General features: G+C 71.6%; 22 protein-coding genes and 2 riboswitches. Of the genes, 12 read left to right on the top strand and 10 right to left on the bottom strand.

What is annotated here, in order from left to right:
- Both E1284_RS24245 and E1284_RS24240 read left to right on the top strand, forming a co-directional pair.
- On the top strand, positions 1-710 hold a 710-nt coding region (locus E1284_RS24245; protein WP_131942430.1), incomplete at its 5' end, for a DsbA family protein.
- A 42-nt stretch (positions 711-752) separates the two neighbouring features.
- Entirely contained in the window at positions 753-950 is a 198-nt protein-coding gene (locus E1284_RS24240; RefSeq protein WP_131942429.1) for a hypothetical protein, read from the top strand.
- A gap of 59 nt (positions 951-1009) precedes the next feature.
- Here the strand turns inward: E1284_RS24240 and E1284_RS24235 are convergent, their stop codons facing one another.
- A complete protein-coding gene (locus E1284_RS24235; RefSeq protein WP_131942428.1) occupies positions 1010-2011 on the bottom strand; it encodes an aldo/keto reductase family protein in 1002 nt (333 codons plus the stop codon).
- 56 nt (positions 2012-2067) lie between these two features.
- The gene (locus E1284_RS24230) at positions 2068-2643 is read right to left on the bottom strand and encodes a DUF3043 domain-containing protein (RefSeq protein ID WP_131942427.1); all 576 of its coding nucleotides are present in this window, start codon (positions 2641-2643) and stop codon (positions 2068-2070) included.
- 132 nt (positions 2644-2775) lie between these two features.
- On the opposite strand from E1284_RS24230, the gene E1284_RS24225 reads away from it, so the two are divergent.
- From E1284_RS24225 to pspAB, 4 genes are all read left to right on the top strand, one after another.
- Complete coding sequence (locus tag E1284_RS24225; protein WP_207923925.1) at positions 2776-3585, top strand: PspA/IM30 family protein; 810 nt, start codon at positions 2776-2778, stop codon at positions 3583-3585.
- Positions 3582-3860, top strand: coding sequence for a PspA-associated protein PspAA (pspAA, locus tag E1284_RS24220; RefSeq protein WP_131942426.1), 279 nt, complete (start codon positions 3582-3584; stop codon positions 3858-3860). Before E1284_RS24225 ends, pspAA begins: the two co-directional genes overlap by 4 nt.
- Positions 3861-4010: 150 nt before the next feature.
- The gene (gene htpX, locus E1284_RS24215; protein ID WP_131942425.1) at positions 4011-4928 is read left to right on the top strand and encodes a zinc metalloprotease HtpX; all 918 of its coding nucleotides are present in this window, start codon (positions 4011-4013) and stop codon (positions 4926-4928) included.
- Positions 4929-4931: 3 nt separating this feature from the next.
- Positions 4932-5501: a PspA-associated protein PspAB gene (pspAB, locus tag E1284_RS24210; protein ID WP_131942424.1), complete on the top strand. Its 570-nt coding sequence runs from the start codon at positions 4932-4934 to the stop codon at positions 5499-5501.
- 30 nt (positions 5502-5531) lie between these two features.
- Here the strand turns inward: pspAB and nadA are convergent, their stop codons facing one another.
- Positions 5532-6686: a quinolinate synthase NadA gene (nadA, locus tag E1284_RS24205; RefSeq protein WP_131942423.1), complete on the bottom strand. Its 1155-nt coding sequence runs from the start codon at positions 6684-6686 to the stop codon at positions 5532-5534.
- Between the two features lie 244 nt (positions 6687-6930).
- Between nadA and E1284_RS24200 the strand changes: the two genes are divergently transcribed.
- Positions 6931-7293 (top strand): HesB/IscA family protein, encoded by a 363-nt coding sequence (locus tag E1284_RS24200; RefSeq protein WP_131942422.1) that lies wholly within the window; start codon positions 6931-6933, stop codon positions 7291-7293.
- A gap of 207 nt (positions 7294-7500) precedes the next feature.
- Positions 7501-8487, top strand: coding sequence for a carbohydrate kinase family protein (locus E1284_RS24195; protein WP_131942421.1), 987 nt, complete (start codon positions 7501-7503; stop codon positions 8485-8487).
- Positions 8488-8535: 48 nt separating this feature from the next.
- On the opposite strand, the gene E1284_RS24190 is transcribed toward E1284_RS24195, so the two are convergent.
- Together E1284_RS24190 and E1284_RS24185 are read right to left on the bottom strand one after the other, a co-directional pair.
- Complete coding sequence (locus E1284_RS24190) at positions 8536-8859, bottom strand: sulfurtransferase TusA family protein (protein WP_131942420.1); 324 nt, start codon at positions 8857-8859, stop codon at positions 8536-8538.
- 58 nt (positions 8860-8917) lie between these two features.
- Entirely contained in the window at positions 8918-10090 is a 1173-nt protein-coding gene (locus tag E1284_RS24185) for a cysteine desulfurase family protein (RefSeq protein WP_131942419.1), read from the bottom strand.
- Positions 10091-10284: 194 nt separating this feature from the next.
- Between E1284_RS24185 and ctaC the strand changes: the two genes are divergently transcribed.
- The 4 genes from ctaC (at position 10285) to E1284_RS24165 (ending at position 14519) form a co-directional block, all read left to right on the top strand.
- A complete protein-coding gene (gene ctaC, locus E1284_RS24180; RefSeq protein WP_243714717.1) occupies positions 10285-11028 on the top strand; it encodes an aa3-type cytochrome oxidase subunit II in 744 nt (247 codons plus the stop codon).
- A 74-nt stretch (positions 11029-11102) separates the two neighbouring features.
- Positions 11103-12692, top strand: coding sequence for an aa3-type cytochrome oxidase subunit I (gene ctaD, locus E1284_RS24175; protein WP_131942432.1), 1590 nt, complete (start codon positions 11103-11105; stop codon positions 12690-12692).
- Between the two features lie 3 nt (positions 12693-12695).
- Positions 12696-13106, top strand: a complete 411-nt coding sequence (locus E1284_RS24170; RefSeq protein WP_131942417.1) for a cytochrome c oxidase subunit 4 — start codon at positions 12696-12698, stop codon at positions 13104-13106.
- 207 nt (positions 13107-13313) lie between these two features.
- On the top strand, positions 13314-14519 hold the full coding sequence (locus E1284_RS24165) for a L,D-transpeptidase (RefSeq protein WP_243714716.1): 1206 nt from the start codon (positions 13314-13316) through the stop codon (positions 14517-14519).
- A 12-nt stretch (positions 14520-14531) separates the two neighbouring features.
- On the opposite strand, the gene E1284_RS24160 is transcribed toward E1284_RS24165, so the two are convergent.
- The 5 genes from E1284_RS24160 to E1284_RS24140 all read right to left on the bottom strand — a co-directional run bounded on the left by E1284_RS24160 (position 14532) and on the right by E1284_RS24140 (position 21600).
- A complete protein-coding gene (locus tag E1284_RS24160; RefSeq protein WP_131942415.1) occupies positions 14532-16001 on the bottom strand; it encodes a M48 family metallopeptidase in 1470 nt (489 codons plus the stop codon).
- Positions 15998-17272: a hypothetical protein gene (locus tag E1284_RS24155; RefSeq protein ID WP_131942414.1), complete on the bottom strand. Its 1275-nt coding sequence runs from the start codon at positions 17270-17272 to the stop codon at positions 15998-16000. Before E1284_RS24155 ends, E1284_RS24160 begins: the two co-directional genes overlap by 4 nt.
- Positions 17273-17311: 39 nt before the next feature.
- Positions 17312-18139 carry a CHAP domain-containing protein gene (locus E1284_RS24150; protein ID WP_131942413.1) on the bottom strand — a complete coding sequence of 276 codons (828 nt, stop codon included), beginning with the start codon at positions 18137-18139 and terminating at the stop codon, positions 17312-17314.
- A gap of 11 nt (positions 18140-18150) precedes the next feature.
- A riboswitch (cyclic di-AMP (ydaO/yuaA leader) is annotated at positions 18151-18296 on the bottom strand.
- Between the two features lie 150 nt (positions 18297-18446).
- A riboswitch (cyclic di-AMP (ydaO/yuaA leader) is annotated at positions 18447-18646 on the bottom strand.
- A gap of 494 nt (positions 18647-19140) precedes the next feature.
- Positions 19141-20181 (bottom strand): C40 family peptidase, encoded by a 1041-nt coding sequence (locus tag E1284_RS24145; RefSeq protein ID WP_243714715.1) that lies wholly within the window; start codon positions 20179-20181, stop codon positions 19141-19143.
- A 171-nt stretch (positions 20182-20352) separates the two neighbouring features.
- Complete coding sequence (locus E1284_RS24140) at positions 20353-21600, bottom strand: NYN domain-containing protein (RefSeq protein WP_243714714.1); 1248 nt, start codon at positions 21598-21600, stop codon at positions 20353-20355.
- Positions 21601-21852: the final 252 nt, after the last annotated feature.

Below are 21852 nucleotides of genomic sequence, written 5' to 3'. Positions count from 1 at the left end.
GCCTCGTGCTGGCACTGGTCGGCGGCGGCCTCGTCCTCGTGCTGATCGTCGTCGGGGTCGTCGTCCTCGCCCTGCAGGGCGGCGGTGACGACGACGGCGGGGGCGGCGGCGAGGTGCAGTTGCGGGTCGGCAAGATCGCCGGCGGCGCGGAGGCGGCGCCGCAGGCGGACGGCAGCCTCGTCATGTCCCGGCCGGGCGTCACCGCGCCCGTCGTCGACATCTACGAGGACTTCGCCTGCCCGCCCTGCGGCGCGTTCGACCAGAAGCACGACCCGATGCTGAAGCAGATGGTGGTCGAGGGGCGCGCCAAGGTCGTGTTCCACCCGATGCTGATCTTCAGCGAGAGCCGGCAGCCGGCGCACGACAACTCGCTGCGGGCCGCGGCCGCCCTGCGCTGCGTCGGCGACGGCGCCCACTGGCTCTCCTACCAGGACGCGCTCTACGAGCACCAGCCCGAGAACGAGAACGCCACCGGCTACACCACGGACGAGCTGCTCTCCCTGGCCGAACCGCTCGGGCTGACCGGCGGCGGCTTCACCTCGTGCGTGAAGAGCCAGCGGTACGCCGCGAGCGTGAAGACGGTGAGCCGGGGCTACATATCGTCCGGGATCTCGGGCACGCCGAGCGTGCGGGTCAACGGACGCACCCTGAATCCGTCCGACATCGAGAGCCCCGAGGCGCTGCGCCGCGCCGTCGAGGCCGCCTCCTGACCCGGAGCCGCTAGTCTCACCGCGACGAGGGAGGTCGACGCGATGGCGTGGAGCTGGCGTTTGGAGAAGGCCGACGGGCGGGCGGCCGGCATGTCGGAGGAGTCCTTCTCCACCCAGGCGGACGCGGAGAGCTGGCTGGGGGAGAACTGGCGGGGGCTGCGTGCCGACGATGTCGGCAAGGTGGTTCTGCTGGACGGAGAGACGCTCGTCTACGAGATGAGCCTGCAAGACCCGGAGTGAGGCGGTGAGGGCCGCGGAGCCCGTCGGCTCCGCGGCCCTCGGCCCGCACCGGGCCCCGGTCAGGGGCGCCTGCGCGGGCTCCCGGTCTTGGCGGGGTCGCGGATGACGGTGTCGCCGAGGACGTCGTCGATGCGCTTCATCACGTCGGCCTCCAGCTTCACCCCGGCGGCCTTCACGTTGTCGGCGACCTGCTCGGGGCGGGACGCGCCCACGATCGCCGCGGAGACGTTCGGGTTCTGCAGCGTCCAGGCGATGGCCAGCTGCGCCATGGACAGCCCGAGCTCGTCGGCGATCGGCTTGAGGTTCTGCACGCGGGTCAGCAGGTCGTCGTTCAGGTAGCGCTTGATCATGTCCGCGCCGCCCTTGTCGTCGGTGGCGCGCGACCCCTCCGGCAGCGGCTGCCCCGGCCTGTACTTGCCGGTCAGCACCCCCTGCGCGATCGGCGACCAGACGATCTGGCCGATGCCCTCGCGCTCGCAGAGCGGGACGACCTCCTCCTCGATGACCCGCCACAGCATCGAGTACTGCGGCTGGCTGGAGACGATCCGGTCGAGGCCCATCTCGTCGGCGATCTTCAGCGCCCGCTCGATCTCCTCGGCCCGCCACTCCGAGACGCCGACGTACAGCACCTTGCCCTGCCGGACGAGGTCGTCGAAGGCGCGCAGGGTCTCCTCCAGCGGCGTCTCGTAGTCGAACCGGTGGGCCTGGTAGAGGTCCACGTAGTCCGTTCCGAGGCGGCGCAGCGAGCCGTGGATCGACTCGAAGACGTGCTTGCGGGACAGGCCGGAGTCGTTCCTGCCGGGTCCGGTGGGCCAGTAGACCTTGGTGAAGATCTCCAGCCCCTCGCGGCGCCGCCCCTTGAGCGCGCGCCCGAGGACCTCCTCGGCGCGCGTCCCGGCGTAGACGTCCGCGGTGTCGAAGGTGGTGATCCCCTCGTCGAGGGCGGCGTGCACGCACGCGCGCGCCGCGTCCTCCTCGACCTGGGAGCCGTGGGTGAGCCAGTTGCCGTACGCGATCTCGCTGATCTTCAGACCGCTCCGGCCCAGGTTTCGGAACTCCATGGCCCCAACCTAGCCCGAAGATGATCGAGGGACCGCCGCCGGAATCCGGCGCCCGGTCAGACCTTCTCCCGCTCGCCGACCCGCACCTGCGGGTTCGGGACCCGCAGCCGGCGGATCTGCATCGCGCGCATCGCGGCGTACAGCCCGACGCCCTTGACGTCCTCGTCCGGGAAGCGCTCGGCGGCCAGCCGCTTGATGCCGCGGCTCAGCAGCAGGCCCTCGCCGAACACCACGACGAGCAGGACCGGCGGCGCGAACAGCACCAGCAGCCGGGCCGCGGGGATCGGCAGCATGCTCAGCAGCACGATCGCGAACATGGCGTACATGAGGTAGGAGCCGACGGTGCGGCGCGCGTCCACGTAGTCGCGGGCGAGCCGGCGCACGGGGCCCTTGTCGCGCTTGAGCAGGTGCCGCTCGTCGCCCTTCGCCATCCCCTCGCGGGCCTTGGCTCGCTCCTCCGCCAGCTGCGCCCTGCGCCTCTTGTAGGCGTCCTTGCCCGTGGCGGGGGCGGTGATCGGCTGGCGGCGGCGCTTCTCGGCGTCCCTCCGCTTGGGCGTGGGACGGCCCTTGCCGCCCGGCTTTACTACCTGAGGAGGATTCGCCGGGGCCTCAGGGGTACGACGCTTGAACACGGGATCAGCCTACCGGCTGCGAACATCGTGGCTGCCTCGCGCGTTAACGCGTAGGGTGATAAGAACCCCAGCAGTGGTCATTGAGCCCAGTTCACGACTGAGGCGACAGCACGAAGGGACCGGCGCCGCGCGATGAGCGTGATGAAGCGAATGTCGATGATCTTCAAGTCCAAAGCCAACCGGGCCCTGGACCGGATGGAAGATCCTCGGGAGACCCTCGATTACTCCTACCAGCGCCAGCTGGAGATGCTGCAGAAGGTTCGTCGCGGGGTCGCCGACGTCGCCACCTCGCGCAAGCGCCTCGAGCTGCAGATCAACCAGCTGGAGCAGCAGCAGGGCAAGTTGACCGACCAGGGCAAGAAGGCGCTGCAGGTGGGCCGGGAGGACCTCGCCCGCGAGGCGCTGACCCGCCGCGCCGGCCTGGAGGGCCAGCTGAACGACCTGCGCGGCCAGTACCAGCAGCTGCAGGGCGAGGAGGAGAAGCTCACGCTCGCCTCCCAGCGGCTGCAGGCCAAGGTCGACTCCTTCCGGACGCGCAAGGAGACCATCAAGGCGACCTACACGGCCGCCGAGGCGCAGACGAAGATCAACGAGGCGTTCTCCGGCATCTCCGAGGAGATGGGCGACGTCGGCCTGGCGATCCAGCGCGCCGAGGAGAAGACCGACACGATGAAGGCGCGCGCCGGCGCGATCGACGAGCTGCTGGCCTCCGGCGCCCTGGAGGACTTCTCCGGTCCGCGCGACGACATCCAGGCCGAGCTCGACCGGATGGGCTCCGGCCCCGGCGTCGACCTCGAACTGGAGCAGCTCAAGGCCGAACTCGGCCAGGGCCCCGCGCCCAAGGAGCTGAACCAGGGCACGCCGTCCGCGCAGCCGCAGCAGCACCAGCAGGACGCCCCGCAGCAGGCCCCGTGGCCGAACAACCCCGGGGGTGCCCAGTGATCGTCCGGCTGATGGGCGAGGGCCAGCTGGACGTCGCCGAGGAGGACCTGTCCTCCCTCAACGCCCTGGACTCCGAACTGGAGTCGGCGATCGAGTCGGGCGACGAGACCGCGTTCCGCACCGCGCTGCACGCCCTGCTGGAGAACGTCCGGAAGGTGGGCAAGCCGCTCCCGGCCGACAGCCTGGAGCCGTCCGAGCTGATCCTGCCGCCGGCCGACGCGCACATCGACGAGGTGCGCTCCATGCTCGGGGACGAGGGGCTCATCCCGGACTGATCCTCCGCGTACGGGGGAACCATGGGAATGTTCCCCACTGCGACGCCGCGGGGGCCCGGGGTGTGCCGTCCGTTCTGGACATTCAGGCACAAAACCCGGGTCTCGTGCGTTGATACAAATGAATAAGAGCAAGGACTTGGGGGTGGCCGCATGGCCAGCACGCGCTACGCCTCCGACCGGGGGCTGACATCGCGGATGCTCGTGACGATGTTCCTGCTGGGGCTGGTGTACGTCGTCTTCGTCGGAGCGTTCTTCGTCTTCGTGCCGCAGTGGGCGTTCGTCGCCCTCGGCGTCGCGGTGGCCTTCCTGTTCGCCCAGTACTTCTTCTCCGACCGGATGACGCTGTTCGCCATGCACGGCCGCGTCGTCTCCCCGCAGGAGGCGCCCGAGCTGCACGGCGTCATCGACCGGATCTGCGCGATGTCGGACGCCCCGAAGCCCAAGGTCGCGATCGCCGACACCGACGTGCCGAACGCGTTCGCCACCGGCCGCAACCAGAAGAAGGCCGTCGTCTGCGTCACCACCGGGCTGCTGCGCCGGCTCGACCCGGTGGAGCTGGAGGGCGTCCTCGCGCACGAGATGGCGCACGTCGCGCACAAGGACGTCGCGGTCATGACGATCGCCTCGTTCCTCGGCATCTGCGCCGGCCTGATCACCCGCTTCGGCCTCCAGTACGGCCTGTGGGGCGGGTTCGGCCGCCGCAGCAACGACCAGAACACCGGGCTGATCCTGCTCGCCGTCGTCGCGGCCAGCGCGCTCGCCTACGCGGTCAGCTTCATGCTCACCCGCGCCCTGTCGCGGTACCGGGAGCTGTCCGCCGACCGCGCCGCGGCGCTGCTGACCGGCCGCCCGTCCGCGCTCGCCAGCGCGCTGACCAAGGTCAGCGGCGAGATCGCGCGGATCCCGACGAACGACCTGCGGTCCGCGCAGGCGTTCAACGCGTTCTTCTTCACCCCGGCGTTCGGCAAGGGGTTCAGCGTCTCCTCGCTGTTCTCCACCCACCCGCCGCTGGACAAGCGGCTCGCCCAGCTCTCGAAGATCTCCGACCAGCTCAGCAGGGGAGTCTGACCCGTGGGTTTCCTCGACACGCTGCTCGGCCGCTCCAAGCCGGTCAAGCCCGACCTCGACCAGATCTTCGGGCTGTCGTCGGCGGCGATCACGCTGGAGGCGGCGACGGGGTTCACCCCGACCGGGCTGGGCTCGGTGTGCTTCCGGGCCGCCGAGGGCGGCGCGTTCGCGCGGCTGCAGGCCGACGTCCAGGAGCTGCTGGACGCCGACCAGGGCCCCAAGGTCGAGATCAGCAACGACTCCTACGGCTACACCTGGCTGCTCGCCAGGCACCGTCCCGAGGAACTGCCCGACCTGGTCACCGACCTGCACGCGGTGAACTCGACGCTGGAGTCCGGCGGGTTCGGGCCGCACCTGCTGTGCTCGCTCGCGGGCTTCCGCGGCCCTGACGGGCGGCGCCTCGCCCTCGTCTACCTGTACAAGCGCGGCACCTTCTACCCGTTCGCGCCGCTGCCCGGCGACAAGCGGGACAACGCGCTGGAGCTCCAGGCACGCGGCGCGATCGGCGCCGACCTCCCCTTCGAGGAGGACCTCGGCCGCTGGTTCCCCGTCTGGGGCGCCCCCGGCCTGTGATGCGGCCGGAGGCGTCCCGCGGGACCGCCGCTAGGGGAGGGCGAGCATCTGGTCGAGGGCCGCGCGGGCGTAGTGCGCGGTCTCCTCGTCCACCTCGATGACGTTCTGGACGTCGCCGGCGGCGAGCGACTCCAGCGACAGGACCAGGTGCGGCAGGTCGATGCGGTTCATCGTCGAGCAGTAGCAGACGGTCTTGTCGAGGAACATGACGTTCTTGTCCGGGTGGGCGTTCGCCAGCCGCCGGACGAGGTTCAGCTCCGTGCCGATCGCCCAGGACGAGCCGGGCTCGGCGGCCTCGATCGTCCGGATGATGTACTCGGTCGAGCCGATCTGGTCGGCGGCGGTGACGACCTCGTGCCGGCACTCGGGGTGCACCAGGACGTTCACGCCGGGGACGCGCTCGCGGACCTCGGCCACCGCCTCCTCGGTGAACCGGCCGTGCACCGAGCAGTGCCCGCGCCACAGGATCATCTTGGCGTCGCGCAGTTCCCGGGCGGTGAGCCCGCCGTCCCGGCGGTGCGGGCTGTAGACGACGCAGTCGTCCAGCGAGAGGCCCATGTCCAGGACGGCGGTGTTGCGGCCGAGGTGCTGGTCGGGCAGGAACAGGACCTTCTTGCCCTTGCCGTAGGCCCATTCGAGGGCGCGCTTGGCGTTGGACGAGGTGCACACCGTGCCGCCGTGCCGCCCCACGAACGCCTTGATGTCGGCCGAGGAGTTCATGTAGGTGACGGGCACGACGTCGTCGGCGACTCCGGCGTCCTCCAGGACGTCCCAGCAGTCCTCGACCTGGTCGAAGGTCGCCATGTCCGCCATCGAGCAGCCGGCGCCGAGGTCGGGCAGGATGACCCGCTGGTGCGCCGCGGTGAGGATGTCGGCCGACTCGGCCATGAAGTGCACGCCGCAGAACACGACGTAGGGCGCCTCGGGGCGCGCCGCGGCCTTCTGCGCCAGCTTGAACGAGTCGCCGGTGACGTCGGCGAACTGGATGACTTCGTCACGCTGGTAGTGGTGGCCGAGCACGAACACCCGGTCGCCGAGGGACGCCTTGGCGGCGCGGGCCCGCTCCACGAGCTCGGGGTCGGAGGCCGGCGGCAGTTCGCCCGGGCAGTCCACGCCGCGCTCGCTGAGCGGGTCGGCGCCGCGGCCGAGCAGCAGCAGCGGAAGGTCGCTTGCCGTGGTGGTCATCGGGGATCTCCCTTCGCGACGGAGGCTTATCGTCGCTTTGACGACTAATGATGTCACATCCCCCGGCCGGCGGAGCTGTGACGTAGAACGCACCGCCCGCGCGCGTTAAACCCGGCCGATAAGCGGAATGGCCCAGTAGCGAGGTACGTTGTCCTACGGGAAGAGGCGTACGACGACAGACGACGTCCTCGGCCAAGCGACAGTCCGCCGCACCGCGGCGCAGCGAGACCCGGGAGCTGAACACATGACGGTTTCAGGCGAGACCACGCAGGAGACCACGCAGCAGGGCGTCGTCCTCACCGACGCCGCCGCCGAGAAGGCCAAGGGCCTGCTCGAGCAGGAGGGCCGCGACGACCTTGCGCTGCGTGTCGCCGTGCAGCCGGGCGGCTGCTCCGGCCTGATCTACCAGCTCTTCTTCGACGAGCGGGAGATGGACGGCGACCAGATCCAGGACTTCGACGGCCTCGCGGTGCGCGTCGACCGGATGAGCGCGCCGTACCTGACCGGCGCCACCATCGACTTCGTCGACTCGATCGAGAAGCAGGGCTTCACGATCGACAACCCGAACGCGTCGGGTTCCTGCGCCTGCGGCGACTCCTTCAACTGAGCGTCCGCGACGCGAGCGGAACGTCCGGAAGGGGGCGGTCCTGGGATGATGCCCGGGGCCGCCCCTTTCGCGTGCTCCCCGGGCGGCCCGGTTCCGCACGCTCCCGGTGCGGTCCGGCGGTGATCTGTGGTGCGATGGGGAAGTAGTCTTTCCGGGTTCGAAACAGCCGGTGAACAGCCGGACGACCACGACGAGGAGAGCGACGCCGTGCGCATCGCCGTGACTGGCTCCATTGCGACCGACCATCTGATGACCTTCCCCGGAAGGTTCACCGACCAGCTCCTGCCCGACCAGCTGGACCGGGTTTCGCTGTCCTTCCTGGTGGACGAGCTGGAGATCCGCCGCGGCGGCATCGCCGCCAACATCTGCTTCGGCATGGGGAGCCTCGGCAAGCGGTCGATCCTCGTCGGCTCCGTCGGCGACGACTTCGCCGACTACCGCTCCTGGCTGGACCGCCACGCGGTCGACACCGCGTCCGTGCACGTGTCGGACGTCCACCACACCGCCCGGTTCCTGTGCACCACCGACCAGGACCAGAACCAGATCGCCACGTTCTACGCCGGCGCGATGAGCGAGGCCCGCAACATCGAGCTGCGGCCGGTCGCCGACCGCGTCGGCGGGCTCGACCTCGTCGTCGTCAGCCCGAACGACCCCGACGCGATGCTCCGGCACACCGACGAGTGCCGCACCCGCGCGATCCCGTTCGCCGCCGACCCGTCCCAGCAGCTCGCCCGGATGGAGGGCGCCGACGTCCGCCGCCTCATCGACGGCGCCGCGTACCTGTTCAGCAACGACTACGAGAAGGCGCTCGCCGAGGAGAAGACCGGCTGGAGCGGCGCGGAGATCCTGTCCCGCGTCGGCGTCCGCGTCACCACCCTCGGCGCCAAGGGCGTCGTCATCGACCGCGCGGGCGAGGAGGGCGTCCACGTCCCCTGCGTCCCGGTCGAGAACGTCGTCGACCCGACCGGCGTCGGCGACGCCTTCCGTGCCGGCTTCCTGTCGGCCACCGCGTGGAACCTGCCCCTGGAGCGCGCCGCGCAGGTCGGCTGCACCATCGCCGCGTACGCGCTGGAGGCCGCGGGCCCGCAGGAGTACGGCCTCGCCCGCCAGGCGTTCCTCGACCGCTTCGCGGCCGCCTACGGCGCCGCCGCGGCGGCGGAGATCGACCCGCACCTCACCTGCCCGAACCCGTAGCGCGGCGCGTGCCGAGGGCCGCGCCGGCCGGGCGCGGCCCTAACGGTGTCAGTACGTCCGGCGGATGTGGAAGCCCCAGCCGCCCTGGCCGAGGGTCTCCTCGCGGACGAAGTCCTGCGACTTCATGCGGCACCAGGCGGGCACGTCGGTGCGCGCGGCGGCGTCGTCGGCGAGGACGGCGACGACCTGCCCCACCGGCACCTCGCGGATCCGCTCGGCCAGCATGATGATCGGGATCGGGCACTTGCGGCCGAGCGCGTCGATGACGAGCACCGGCGGCGGGCCCGCGGGGGCCGCCTCGGCGGGCGGCTGCGCGGGCGGCGGGGCGTCGCCCGACGGCGTCCCGTGCTTGGCGCGGCCTCGGAACCTCATGGGCGCGACCGCCTCCCTGTCTCGATGGTCCTCATCGTCTCACCCGGCGCCGTCCCGCTCATCGCCCGGCGGCCCTCATCGTCTCGCGGAGGCGCTCGACGGCGCCGGGGAGCACGGCGAGGAACCGGTCGACCTGCGCCGCCTCGGCGCCGCGGGGCAGCGACACCCGGACGTTCCCATGGGTGAGCACCCCCATCGCCTCCAGCACGTGACTGGGACGCAGCGTATCCGCCGTGCACGAGCTGCCGGACGAAACCGCGAAACCCAGCCGGTCCAGTTCGGTCAGCAGCGCCTCGCCCTCGACGTACAGGCAGGAGAACGTCACCAGGTGCGGCAGCCGCCGCACCGGGTCGCCCACCACCTCCACGTCGGGAACGCTCCGCGGCACCTGCGCGCGGATGCGGTCCACCAGCGCGGACAGGCGCGGCGCGTCCGCCGCCATGTCCGCACGGTACGCCTCCAGCGCGGCCGCCGCCGCGACGATGGACGGAACGTTCTCGAAGCCGGGGACGCGGCGGCCCTCGCGCTCGTCGTCGGGCAGCGGCGAGCGCCACCGGGTGCCCTTGCGGACGGCGAGCACGCCGACGCCCGCGGGGCCGCCCCACTTGTGCGCGCTGCCCGCCAGGAACGACCAGCCGCCGGGGACGTCCGCCCGCCCGAGGGACTGGGCCGCGTCGACGAACAGCGGCACCCGGGCGTCGCGGCAGGCCTCGGCGGCCTCGGCGACGGGCTGCAGGGTGCCGACCTCGTGGTTGGCCGACTGCAGGCAGGCGAGGGCGGTGTCGGGACGCAGCGCCGCGGCGAACTCCGCGGGGTCGGCGCGGCCCGCCCGGTCGACGCCGACGACGGTCACCTCGCCGCCGTCGCGCTCGTGCCGCTCGGCGGCGTGCAGCACGCTGGAGTGCTCCACGGCGCTCACCACCAGGTGCCGCCCGACACGCCGGCGCGCCTGGAGCCCCCCGAGGACCGCCAGGTGCACCGCCTGGGTGCCCGAGGAGGTGAACGACACCTCGTCCGGCCGGGCGCCGAGGACGCCCGCGACACGCGCGCGGGCGCGGTCCAGCAGCAGCCGGGTGCCGCGCGCCGTCCCGTACAGCCGGGCGGGATCGGCCCAGCCGGAGTCCAGCGCGTCCAGCAGCGCCGCGCGCGCCGCGGGGTGCGGCGGCTCGGTGGACGCGGCGTCGAAGTAGGCGGCCGCAGAGGAGGCGCCCGCCGTGCTCGGTTCGGCCACGCTGAAACACTAACCGGGCACCCGATCGGGGGTTCGCCCGACCCTAGCGCTAGGGTGTCCACACACGTGTAAACAGTGATCTCACCGCCCGGACGACCGGGCTTCATCCGTGGGGAAGGCATTCCGTGAGTCCGACCCGCTCTAGGGAGCGGCGTACGCCTGTGCGCAGTCGCCGCGCATTGAAAAGCGCCGGTGTGCTTGGGCTGCTGGCACTGGCCGCCACTGGCTGCAGTGGTACAAGGCTGGGCCTGCCCGAGCCGATCAGCGTCCAAGGCGAGCGCATGCTGCACCTGTGGCAGGGCTCCTGGATCGCGGCGTTCGCGGTCGGGGGCGTCGTCTGGGGCCTGATCATCTGGGCGGTGCTCTTCCACCGCAAGCGCTCCGACGACCTGCCGCCGCAGGTCCGCTACAACATGCCGATCGAGATCCTCTATACCGCGGTCCCGTTCGTCATCATCGCCGTCCTGTTCTACTTCACCGCCCGCGACGAGAACTTCGTCGAGAAGACCACCGACAATCCCGCCGTGGTCGTCGACGTGACGGCGTTCCAGTGGAGCTGGCAGTTCGACTACAAGGAGAACGGGCAGACCGTCGCGTCCGTGACCGGCGTCCCCGTGAACCCGAACGGCCCGGCGCCCGGCAAGCCCGTCATGACGATTCCCGCCGGCAAGACCGTCCGGGTGAAGCTGCACTCCAACGACGTCATCCACTCGTTCTGGGTCCCCGCGCTGATCTACAAGAAGGACGTCATGCCGGGGTACGTCAACGAGTTCGAGTTCACGGCGACCAAGCTCGGCACCTATGAGGGCCGGTGCGCCGAGCTCTGCGGCGTCGACCACAGCCGGATGCTGTTCGAGCTGAAGGTCGTGACGCCGGAGCAGTACCAGAAGTTCATCGCAGATTCGAAGCAAGCACTGGCCGCGGGAGGTGGGAAGTGACCGCCACGAGTCATGCCCCGAGCGCGCCGATCGCCGCGCCGCGGACGAGCAAGGGGCGCATCCTCGCCTCCTGGATGTCGTCCACCGACCACAAGGTGATCGGCTACCTCTATCTGATCACCTCGTTCGTCATGTTCCTGTTCGGCGGCGTCCTCGCCCTGCTCATCCGGGCGGAGCTGTTCGAGCCGGGCATGCAGATCGTCAGCAACGAGCAGTACAACCAGCTGTTCACCATGCACGGCACGATCATGCTGCTGATGTTCGCGACGCCGCTGTTCGCGGGCTTCACCAACGTCATCATGCCGCTGCAGATCGGCGCGCCGGACGTGGCGTTCCCGCGGCTGAACATGCTGGCGTACTGGCTGTTCCTGTTCGGCAGCCTCATCGTCATCGCCGGCTTCCTGACGCCGGGCGGCGCGGCCAGCTTCGGCTGGTTCGCCTACGCTCCGTTGTCGGACGCGGTGCGCTCGCCGGGCATCGGCAGCGACATGTGGGTGATGGGCCTCACAATGTCGGGCTTCGGCACCATCATGGGCGCGGTCAACTTCATCACCACGGTGCTGTGCATGCGCGCGCCGGGCATGACGATGTTCCGGATGCCGATCTTCACCTGGAACGTCCTGCTGACCTCCGTCATCGTCCTGGTGGCGTTCCCGGTCCTCGCCGCCGCGCTGCTGGCCCTGGAGGCCGACCGCAAGCTGGGCGCGCACATCTTCGACGCCGCGCACGGCGGCGCGCTGCTCTGGCAGCACCTGTTCTGGTTCTTCGGGCATCCGGAGGTCTACATCATCGCCTTGCCCTTCTTCGGCATCGTGACCGAGATCCTCCCGGTGTTCAGCCGCAAGCCCGTCTTCGGCTACATCGGCCTGGTGTTCGCGACCATCGCCATCACCGGCCTGTCCATCACCGTGTGGGCGCACCACATGTTCGTGACCGGCCAGGTGCTCCTGCCGTTCTTCTCCTTCATGTCGTTCCTCATCGCCGTGCCCACGGGGGTGAAGTTCTTCAACTGGGTGGGGACGATCTGGCGAGGGCAACTGACCTTCGAGTCGCCGATGCTGTGGTCGCTGGGCTTCCTGGTGACGTTCCTGTTCGGCGGTCTCACCGGCGTCATCCTCGCGTCCCCGCCGATGGACTTCCAGCTGTCGGACTCCTACTTCGTGGTGGCGCACTTCCACTACGTCGTCTTCGGCACCGTGGTGTTCGCGATGTTCGCGGGCTTCTACTTCTGGTGGCCGAAGTGGACGGGCAAGATGCTGAACGACAGGCTCGGCCACGTGCACTTCTGGCTGCTGTTCATCGGCTTCCACGGCACGTTCCTCGTCCAGCACTGGCTGGGCGCGGAGGGCATGCCCCGCCGGTACGCCGACTACGCGGCCGAGTTCCACGGGCTGAACGAGGTCTCGACGATCTTCTCGTTCATCCTCGGCGTCTCGATGATCCCGTTCTTCTACAACGTGTACATCACGTGGAAGAAGGGCAAGAAGGTCGAGGTCGACGACCCGTGGGGGTACTCCAACTCGCTGGAGTGGGCGACGTCGTGCCCGCCGCCGCGGCACAACTTCAACTCGATCCCGAAGATCCGTTCCGAGCGGCCGGCGTTCGACCTGCACCACCCGCACGTGGGTGCGAAGGGCGAGCTCGCCGGGGCGAAGGGGGAGTAGCCGATGCGCGTCCAGGCGTTCATGTTCTACGGCACCGCGGTCTTCTTCCTCGCCACCGACATCGTCTACTGGCTCTGGTCCAAGGACTGGACCGGCACGACGGCGCTCGGGCTGGCGGTCGGCCTCGCCGGGCTCGTCGGGTTCTACGTCCACTTCACGGTCCGCCGCCTCGAGCGGGCGAACGCGGGCCCGCTGTTCGAGGACGACCCCGAGGGCGAGATCGCGGACGCGGCCGGTGAGCTGGGCTTCTTCAGCCCGCACAGCTGGTGGCCGCTGTACGTCGCGCTGTCGGCGAGCGCGGTGGCGCTCGGCATCGTGTTCGGCTGGTGGCTGGTGATCCTCGGCGTGGCCGCCGCGATCCTGAGCACCATCGGTCTGGTCTTCGAGTACTACCGGGGTCATTTCGCCCACTAGTCGGTAAAAGAACCCCAGTGAGGGGCCGGTGTCCGCTTTTTTGCGGGTACCGGCCTTTTCACATACTGGGCGCCGTTCCAGCGACCGGGCTGGGCAGGCGGACCGATCGCCCAGGAGGACGACCGGGGGGCTCACATGCGGGTGGGTGGCTCAGGACCGGGAGAGCGAGGGCGGCGCACGGCCGCCGTCCTCGTCGGAGCGAGCGTCGTGGCCGGGGCCGCGGCGTGCTCGGGCGGTGAAGCGGACGCGGTGCGGGACGTGCGTCTCACGGTGTCGCCGGTGGGCGGCGGGGCGTTGCGGCCGGACAGCACGATCGACGTCCGGGCGCAGAGCGGCACGCTCGCGAACGTCACGGTGTCGTCCGGGGACGGCGCGGTCGCGGGCGACCTCAGCGCCGACCGGACGCAGTGGCGGTCGCGCTGGTCGCTGAAGCCGGGCGAGACCTACACGGTCGCCGCGACGGCGCTCGGGAAGGACGGCAGGACCCGGACGGTCTCCAGCCGCTTCACCACGGCCGAGGTCGAGAAGACGAACGCCGTGACGATCGACGCGCCCTACAACAAGGAGACCGTCGGCGTCGGCATCCCGATCATCATGAACTTCGAGCGCCCGGTGAAGGACCGGGCGGCGGTCGAGCGGGCGCTGGAGGTCACCGCCGACCGGACGGTGGAGGGCGCCTGGCACTGGTTCGGCGACCAGCAGGCGGTGTTCCGGACGAAGCAGTACTGGCCGGCGCACACCAACGTCCGGTTCCAGGCGCACCTCAGCGGCGTGCGCACCGGCGGGGACGTGTACGGCGGCAAGAACTACACCGTCGACTTCAAGGTCGGCGACTCGCACATCTCCACGGCGGGCGAGGACAGCCACAAGATGGTCGTGATGGTCAACGGCAGGAAGGCCCGCACCATGCCGACCAGCATGGGCAAGGGCGGTGAGCGCAGATACACCACCACTGACGGGCTCCACCTCACCATGGCCAAGGAGGACCCCACCACGATGACGTCCGACTGGATGGGGATCAGCCCCGGAAGCCCCGGCGGCTACAGCCTGACCGTCTACAAGGCCGTGCGGATCTCCAACAGCGGTGAGTACGTGCACAGCGCGCCGTGGTCCGTCGGCTCCCAGGGCCACGAGAACGTCAGCCACGGATGCATCAACATCAGCCCGTCCAACGCCAAGTGGTTCTACAAGCTCAGCTACCGGGGCGACATCGTGCGGGTCACCGGCAGCAGCCGGAAGCTGGAGCCCGACAACGGCTGGGGCTTCTGGCAGCTCGGCTGGAAGGACTGGGTGAAGGGCAGCGCGCTGAAGCGGTCGGTGACGACCGCGCCGCGCCCGGACGCGTCGACGCTGTCGGCGCGCCAGGGCCAGGGCGGCAAGGCGCCGGAGAAGCAGGGCACGCAGGGCAACTGACGGCCCTGCCGGTCAGCGCAGGGGCGGTGGCACCGCGACCTGGTTCATGCGGGCCCAGTCCCTGGCCATCGCGATCCGATCGGGCCCCGACGGGTGCGACATCCACAGGATGTACTCCAACGCGTCGGGGCTCAGATCGGAGATGTTGCGCACCGACAACTCGTGCTGCATCGACACGAACGTCGCCGGGTCGCGGGTGAGGTTCAGCGCGTGCGCGTCGGCGCGGGCCTCGATGCGCCGGCTGACGAGGTTCTGGACGGGGGCGGCGAGGAGCGTGCCGGCGGCCACGAGCGCGAGCAGCAGCGCGATGGTCCGCGGGTCGGCCGCCCCGCGCTCGCCGGGGGCCCGTTCCGGCGCGTCGCCGGGATCGGCCCCCGCGCGCCGCAGGAGGCGCGGAGAGGTCATCAGGAGGTACAGCAGGCACACGGCCCCGGCGATGCCGAGCGCGCCGACCAGCGTGCCCCACAGGACGTCGTCGCGCTTGGCGTGGCCGAGTTCGTGCGCGACGATCGACTCGATCCGCGGGCGCGGCGACTTCAGCAGCGTGTCGTAGAGGACGATCCGGCGGGTGGAGCCGAACCCGGACACGTAGGCGTTCAGCGACGTCGTCCGGCGCGAGGCGTCGGCGACGAGGACGTCCTCGACGGGGACGCCGTCCCGCTTCGCCATCGCGAGGAGGTCGCTGCGCAGCTGCCCCTGCTTCAGCGAGTGGAAGTCGTTGAACACCGGCTCGACGACGACCGGGTAGATGAACGACACGAGCACGACGAGGACGAACCCGCCGCTCGCGGCGCCCGTCCACCAGTAGCGGGGGAAGCGCCGGATGAGGGCGTAGAGGAGCAGCAGCGCGACCGTGTAGATGACCCAGGTGACGCCGAGCGACTTCAGCTGGTCGGTGAGCCACGCGGGCCAGCTCTGCGTCGACAGCCCGTACCGGCGCAGCACCGACTCGCTCCAGATGTGGAACGGCAGCCCGGCGAGGCGCAGCAGCGTCGTGACCGCGACCGCCGCGGCGACGATGCGGAGCGGGCGGCGCCGGACGCGGGCGGTGGCCCAGCCGATGAAGCGGGCGCCGAGCGGGGTGAGGCCGAGGACGAGGACCACCGCGAGGCCCGCCAGGAGCCCGGCGTAGGCGGGCGGGTTGACGGCCGAGTCGAAGGCCCGGGAGCGGGCGATCTCGGCGGGGGAGAAGTCGAGCGCGGGGTCGGCCGCCGCGTGCCCGCCGGGGACGCGGCCGGGCAGCGGGTTCCACGGGGTGGTCAGCGCGAGGACGGCCCCGACGGCGGCGAACAGCACGACGGCGGCGACCGCGGCGGCGATGCGCGCCCGCCTCGTCCCGGCGGTACCGGCCGCCGGCGGCGGTCCCGCTCCGGCCGGCTCGCCGCCCGCGCCGCTCTCGTCCACCCGGCCCTCGTCCGCCTCCGTCTTGTCCCTTGTGGGGGGACGCCCCCCCACGCCCCCCGACTCGCTTCGCTCACTCATGAGAGTTCCTTCTTCACGTAGTCGCGCCACAGGATGGTGAAGCGGTCCCGGGTGAGGCCCAGCACGTCGCGCAGTGCGGTGGCCTCCGGGGCGCGCCCGGCGGTCCGGTACAGCCGCACGAGCGTCGCCTCACCGTACCGGTCGGCGATCATCCGGCAGGCGAGCCAGGCCTCCTGGTAGGCCTGGGAGAGGCGCGGGGAGCCGCCAGCGAAGTCGGCGGCGGCGGGCAGCGCGGCCGGGACCCGGCCGGCGGCGACCTCGCGGCGCAGCTCGCCGGCCGCCGCCCGCACACCGATCTGGACGCGCCGGTAGCCGACGTAGTCGGCGAATCCCTCGATGAGCCACAGCGGCGTCCGCCGGTCGCGGGCGCCGCCGGTGGCGACATGGGTCAGCTCGTGCGTGAGGACGACGTCGCGGCCGAGCGCGTTGAGGCGGCCGAAGGTGCCGGGGGAGACGATGACGCGGTCCTCGCCGCGGCCGGTGCCCGCCGACGGGGCGACGGTGGCGAGGGCGGCGATCTCGTCGAGGCTCTGCCCGGGCCCGGCCAGCGCCGAGGCGAGGGCCGTGTCGGCGGGGACGAGCGCGACGACCCGCTGCGCCCAGCCGCGCCCGACGACGCCCGTGACGACCGGCACGGCGGCGTCCAGGCGGTCGGCGATGCCCTTGAGCCCGGCGGCGTCGCCGATGACGAGGCTGGAGCGCCCCTTCACCACGGTCAGGAGGCCGCCGTCCCAGATGTCGGCGTCGTCCTTGAAGCCGTGGGGCGTCCCATCGCCGGCGATCGTCCAGCTGCCGGAACGGGGGGCGAACGTCAGGTAGCGGGTGCGGGCCACGTGGCCCTTGTCGAACCCGCGCAGCCTGTAGCGCACCTCGATGCGGACGACCGCGCCTTGGTCCGCCGCGGCCCGGGTGTCGGAGAGCCGCTCCTGCCAGCCCTCCAGGGGCAGTCTGCGGAGGTTGTCGTACATGCGCGACTGCGCGTCCCGGAACGCCCTGGGCGCGTTGCCCACGGTGGCGAGGAACGCGATGCGGTCGCCGTCCCGCACCGCTCGCGCGCGGTTGGCGAGGACGGTTCCGGCGGCGTCCGGGTCGAAGGGGCCGGCCGCCGCGGCGGAGTCGCCGCGGGACGCGCGGTTCCCCGCCGTACCGTCGCCGGGTCGCGCGCCGAGGAGGCAGGCGCCGCCCGCGACCAGCGCGGCGGCCCCGCCCGCGCCCAGGGCGAGCGCCCTGCGCCGCGTCACGGGGCCGCCGCGCTCCGGATCGTCCTCCATGCGCGCGATCCTATGCAGCCCGCGCCGCCGGAGGCGCCGTCACGACTTGTAGTCGGGGTATCCGTAGCCGACGATGTCGTCGGTGGAGCGCTTCTTGATCTTGACGGCGTTGCCGGTGTTGCCCTCGACGGCCTCGATGGTGCCGTCGTCGACCTTGTCGACCACCATGCCGACGTGCCTGATGGCCGAGACCTTCTTGCTGCCGTTCCAGGCGTAGAAGACGATGGCGCCCGGCCTCGGCTCGGTGCCCCAGCGGCCGTGCTCCTGGAACCACTCGGCGTGCGCGACCGTCCAGGCGTCGCTGCCGACCTGGTCGGTGAAGCCGATCTGCTCGCCGACCCAGGAGACGAACATGTCGCACCACTGCGCGTCGCTGTAGCCGCCGATGGAGCCGCCGTCGCGGGCGACCGTCTCCTTGGCGCGGGCGGTGCTCATGTACCACTTCTGGAACTTGGTCTCGCCGCCGCCGTCCTCGGTGACGCCCACCTGGGACTTGGCGATCTTGATGGCCTCCGCGGCGGTGGGCCGGGACGCCCCGGTCGCGGCCGGGGCGGCCTTCCGCGGCTCGGCCTTCTTGGGCGCCGCCTTGGACGTTGCGTCCGAGCCGCCCTTGGACGTGCCCTTGGACGAACCCTTGGACGCGTCCTTGGCAGGGGCCTTGCCCGCCTTCCCGGCGGTGGTGACGCCGGCGGCCGTGGCGGTCGCCGGGGCGGGGCCGAAGGGCAGGACGGACGCCTGCGCGGTGGCCGCGGCGGTGCCGAGAACGGCGGCGCCGACGATGACGCCGCCGGTCGTCCGCCAGGTGATGGACAGGGAGCCCGGCTTGCGGTGCTTGCCCGGGACCTTCTTGCGATGCGTGCCTGGCACGGGGGGATCTCTCCTCGACTTCCATGCCGCCTACCGGGTTAGCTGACGGGTTCGGGCGTGGAAGCCGCCCTACGGCCGCCCATGGGCAGGCCGATTCACCCCGAAAAAGGACATGGTGGGTCCCCGGCTCCGCGTCCGGAGCGCGCGTGCGCGCGGCCGTCCGCGGACTCGGCGGTGGCGTGCCGCGTGCGGGCACGCCGGTTCGGATGGGGTCTCCGGCGGACGGTCGCGTCCGCGGAGGGCAGGGGTGTTCCGGGCGCGGCCGCATGATGGGCGGCCACGCCCGGGAACGCTGCGGAACTCACTCCTTCGCTCTTCCAGACGCCTACCGGGTTAGCTGACGGGTTCGGGCGTGGAAGTGGCCCTACGGCGGGCTCTGCCGGAACGGGGCCGGAAGAGACGCACCGATTCACCCCGGGTGCCGGAATGCCCGTCCGGGAGGTGTCCCGGACTCCGGCGGTGTGGGTCCCCGGTTCCGCGCTGAGGCGGATTCGGCGCTGCCGCTGCGATCCTGGGGGCGAGATGGGGCCCGGCGCGGGACCTGTCTCCCGCGTGCGAACGAGCGGCGCCTGATGTTGTCGGCGGATCGGCCCGTCGCCGGGCGCGTCCGGAGCCCGACCCGGGAGGTCCGCCGTGGACGCGCTCTCAGCGCCATGCACGCTGCGGGCGTGCGCACGGTGGCCGGGCCGGCCGCGGTCCTCGTGCGGACCGCTGCGGCACCGTCGGGTGCCGCGGGGCGGCGCGTGGATCGTGCCGCCCGGGGGGGGAGCGGCGCGTGGCTCGCGCCGCCGGTACGCGGCGGCTGGATGCGCCGCGTGGGACCGAGGCGCCTGGTGGGTGCCGCGGGGCCGCGGCGACTGGAGGGCGCCGGGGTGGTGACAAGGTACCAAAGCCCCAACAGAAGGCAAACCCCCACAAAATCAACAACGGACCAGGTCAACCCTGGTCCGTTGCCGAAGAGAGCCGCGGCGCGCCCGCCCACGGGGCACGTTGGCGGGGCGTCAGGGACGCCCGGCGCCGTAGTAGTTGCTCAGGTAGTAGCCCGAGGTGATGCTCACGACCTCGACGGTCTTGCCGGTGCGCGGAGCGTGGACCATCTTGCCGCCGCCCACGTACAGGCCGACGTGGCCGAGGCCGCTGAAGAACACCAGGTCGCCCGGCTGGAGATCGCTCTTGGCCACCCGCTTGGTGGCGGCGTACTGCGAGTTGGTCGTGCGGGTGATGCCGACGCCCGCCGCGGCCCACGCCTTCATCGTCAGGCCGGAGCAGTCCCACTGGTCCGGCCCCTCGGAGCCGTAGTGGTAGGGATCCCCGATCTGGGCATAGGCGAAGTCGAGCGCGACGCGTGCGGGGCCGCTGGCCGGGCCGTTGTAGGTCCCGCCCCTGCCGGCCGAGCCGCCGGTGCTGCCGCCGCCGAGGCTGCGCAGCAGCTTCTTCTGCTTGTCGACCTCCTTGTCGAGCTTCTTCTGCTTGTCCTTCAGCTCCTTGGTCTTGCCCTTCACCTCTTCGAGGGCGGTCTTCGCCTGGGCCTCCTCGCGGCGCAGGCGCTGGGCGGTCGCGAGGAACTGGGTCAGCTGGGAGCTGCGCTCGTGCGACAGGTGGGAGAAGACGGCCGCCTGGTCGAGGATCGCCTGCGGGTCATTGCTGCCCACGAAGCCGGTCACGTCGGCGGAGTCGCCGTTCTTGTAGGCGTCCGCCGCCATCTGGGCGATCTTGGAGCGCTGCTGCTCGAAGGCCGTCTGCTCCTGCTTGGCGGCCTTCGCCGCGTTGTCGAACTTCTTCTTCGCGACCTTGAGCTTCTCATTGAGCTGGTTGTACTGCTCGACCATGTGGTCCGTCTGCTCGGCGAGCTTGTCGAGCTTCTTCTGGACCTGGGCCCTGGTCGGCTTGGGGTCCGCGTGCGCCGCCACCGGGACGTAGGTCAGGGAAGCCGTCAGGCTCAGGGCGGCGACGGCCGCCAGGCGTCGGGAGACGGCTCTGCTCGCCAGGCCGCCTCTCCGGTCGCGCCCCTGTGCTGGTGCCCCGATGAGATCTTTGGCCACGGTCGGTCTCGCCCCTCTCGTCCACGACGTCAGCCGACGACACTAGCGACGGGCAACAACCGTCACAACCGATTCGTCACTCTTTGATTGACATCGACGATCATTGTCTCTTTTTCGTGACATTCTGATTACAGGGAGCGACTCGTCCCTTATCGGAGCCTTATGGCTTCCTTATGACCGGCCCAGCCGCCGCAGCAGCAGGGTGGAGGGGCACGGGCGGGCCTGCGCGCGGCGGGCCGCGTCGGCGACCTCCCGATCCGACGACACCACCACGACGGGACGGCCCGGCGGCTCGGCCCGCACCAGCTCGCCGATCAGCTCGTCCGCGGTCTGGCCCGGGGCGCTGAACTTCACCCGGACGCCGCGCGGCGCCGCGATCGCCACCGGCGCGTCCAGCTCGGCGCCGTCGAACACGCACGTCACCTCGGCGCGGGTCTGCGCGGCCAGCCCGCCGAGCCCGGACACCAGCCGGGTGCGCTGGTCGGAGAGCGGCAGCTCGCCGTACCCGGTCTTCGTGACGTTGTAGCCGTCCACCACCAGGTGCACCTGCGGCAGCGTCAGCAGCCGGTCGAGCAGCTGCGGATCGCCGTCGGACAGCGCCCGGCCCGGCATCGCGCGGTGCGGCTGCCCGCCGACCAGGTCGGCGGGGCGGCCGATCGTGGAGGGCAGCGCCAGCTCGCGGCGGACGCCCTGCGCCGCGTCGACGAGCGTGTCGAGCAGCATCCGCAGCCGGACGTCGTCGACGTTGCGGCCCTCCCGCGCGGCGCGCTTGGCGACCTCCGCGGCGGCCTCCGCCTGCGCGGCGCGGGCGCGCAGCCGGCGCAGCTCCTTCTCGGACGCGGCGGTCGACTCGCGCGCGGCGGCGAGCTCCCGCTCGCTGTCGGCCGCGACCGCGTTCGAGCGCTCCTCCGCGGCCCGGAACCGGGTGCGGGCGTCGTGCAGCTTGCGGCGCAGCTCGGCCACCTCGGCCTTGGTCTCGCGCAGCTCGGCGCGCAGCTTGTCCAGCTCGGCGGAGCGCGCGCCGCGGGCGGCGGCCAGCTCCTCCTTCAGCGCGGCGACGCGGCGCTCGGCGGCCTCCTCCTCCGACGCGGTCGCGGAGCGCTCCAGCTCGGCGCGGGCCGACTCGACGAGCCCCGTCCAGCCCGCGGGACGCAGCAGGTAGGCCAGCACCGCGACCCGCACCGGGTCGGCGGCGGGCGGCACCCGCCCGCCCTCGACGGCCTCCACCAGGTCGGCCTCCGCCTCGCGCAGCGGCCCGGCGACCCGCTCGCGGAAGCCGGGGTCCTTCTCCAGGACCGCGGCGATGTGCTGGCCGGCGAGCTTGGCGCGCTTGCGGCGCTCGAACCGCGCGAACCGGCGCAGCGGCGCGGGGACCTCGTCGGTGGGCAGCGACCCGATCAGCTCCGCGGCGGCCTCCACCACGGACTGCCGGACGGGTTCGGGGAGGGGCCGGCTGAGATTTTCTTCCCGGGGGGTCTGGGAGGTCGTCCCCTCGGAAGGAAGCGCCTTCTCCTCGGACTCCGCGCAGCCGGGGGTCGCTTCGGGGCCGCTGTCGATGATCCCGCTCCTTCCGGGGTACGCCGGTGGGCTGTGTCTTCCCTACCGCCCCGAGTCTTAATCGGCGTTCGACCAGGGCGGACGTGCGCATTGTCGGATCGCGCCGGGCTCCCC

This window comes from Actinomadura bangladeshensis, assembly GCF_004348335.1.
Lineage (GTDB): Bacteria > Actinomycetota > Actinomycetes > Streptosporangiales > Streptosporangiaceae > Spirillospora > Spirillospora bangladeshensis.
This window is presented reverse-complemented; position numbering and strand designations above follow the sequence as displayed.

Excerpts from the sequence above, each read along its gene's own strand:
- E1284_RS24170 (WP_131942417.1), top strand. The coding sequence starts at position 12,696 with ATGCGCGTCCAGGCGTTCATGTTCTACGGCACCGCGGTCTTCTTCCTC.
- htpX (WP_131942425.1), top strand. The coding sequence starts at position 4,011 with ATGGCCAGCACGCGCTACGCCTCCGACCGGGGGCTGACATCGCGGATG.
- ctaD (WP_131942432.1), top strand. The coding sequence starts at position 11,103 with ATGTCGTCCACCGACCACAAGGTGATCGGCTACCTCTATCTGATCACC.
- E1284_RS24155 (WP_131942414.1), bottom strand. The coding sequence starts at position 17,272 with ATGGAGGACGATCCGGAGCGCGGCGGCCCCGTGACGCGGCGCAGGGCG.
- E1284_RS24190 (WP_131942420.1), bottom strand. The coding sequence starts at position 8,859 with ATGAGGTTCCGAGGCCGCGCCAAGCACGGGACGCCGTCGGGCGACGCC.
- E1284_RS24160 (WP_131942415.1), bottom strand. The coding sequence starts at position 16,001 with ATGAGTGAGCGAAGCGAGTCGGGGGGCGTGGGGGGGCGTCCCCCCACA.
- E1284_RS24235 (WP_131942428.1), bottom strand. The coding sequence starts at position 2,011 with ATGGAGTTCCGAAACCTGGGCCGGAGCGGTCTGAAGATCAGCGAGATC.
- nadA (WP_131942423.1), bottom strand. The coding sequence starts at position 6,686 with ATGACCACCACGGCAAGCGACCTTCCGCTGCTGCTGCTCGGCCGCGGC.
- E1284_RS24200 (WP_131942422.1), top strand. The coding sequence starts at position 6,931 with ATGACGGTTTCAGGCGAGACCACGCAGGAGACCACGCAGCAGGGCGTC.
- E1284_RS24240 (WP_131942429.1), top strand. The coding sequence starts at position 753 with ATGGCGTGGAGCTGGCGTTTGGAGAAGGCCGACGGGCGGGCGGCCGGC.
- E1284_RS24225 (WP_207923925.1), top strand. The coding sequence starts at position 2,776 with ATGAGCGTGATGAAGCGAATGTCGATGATCTTCAAGTCCAAAGCCAAC.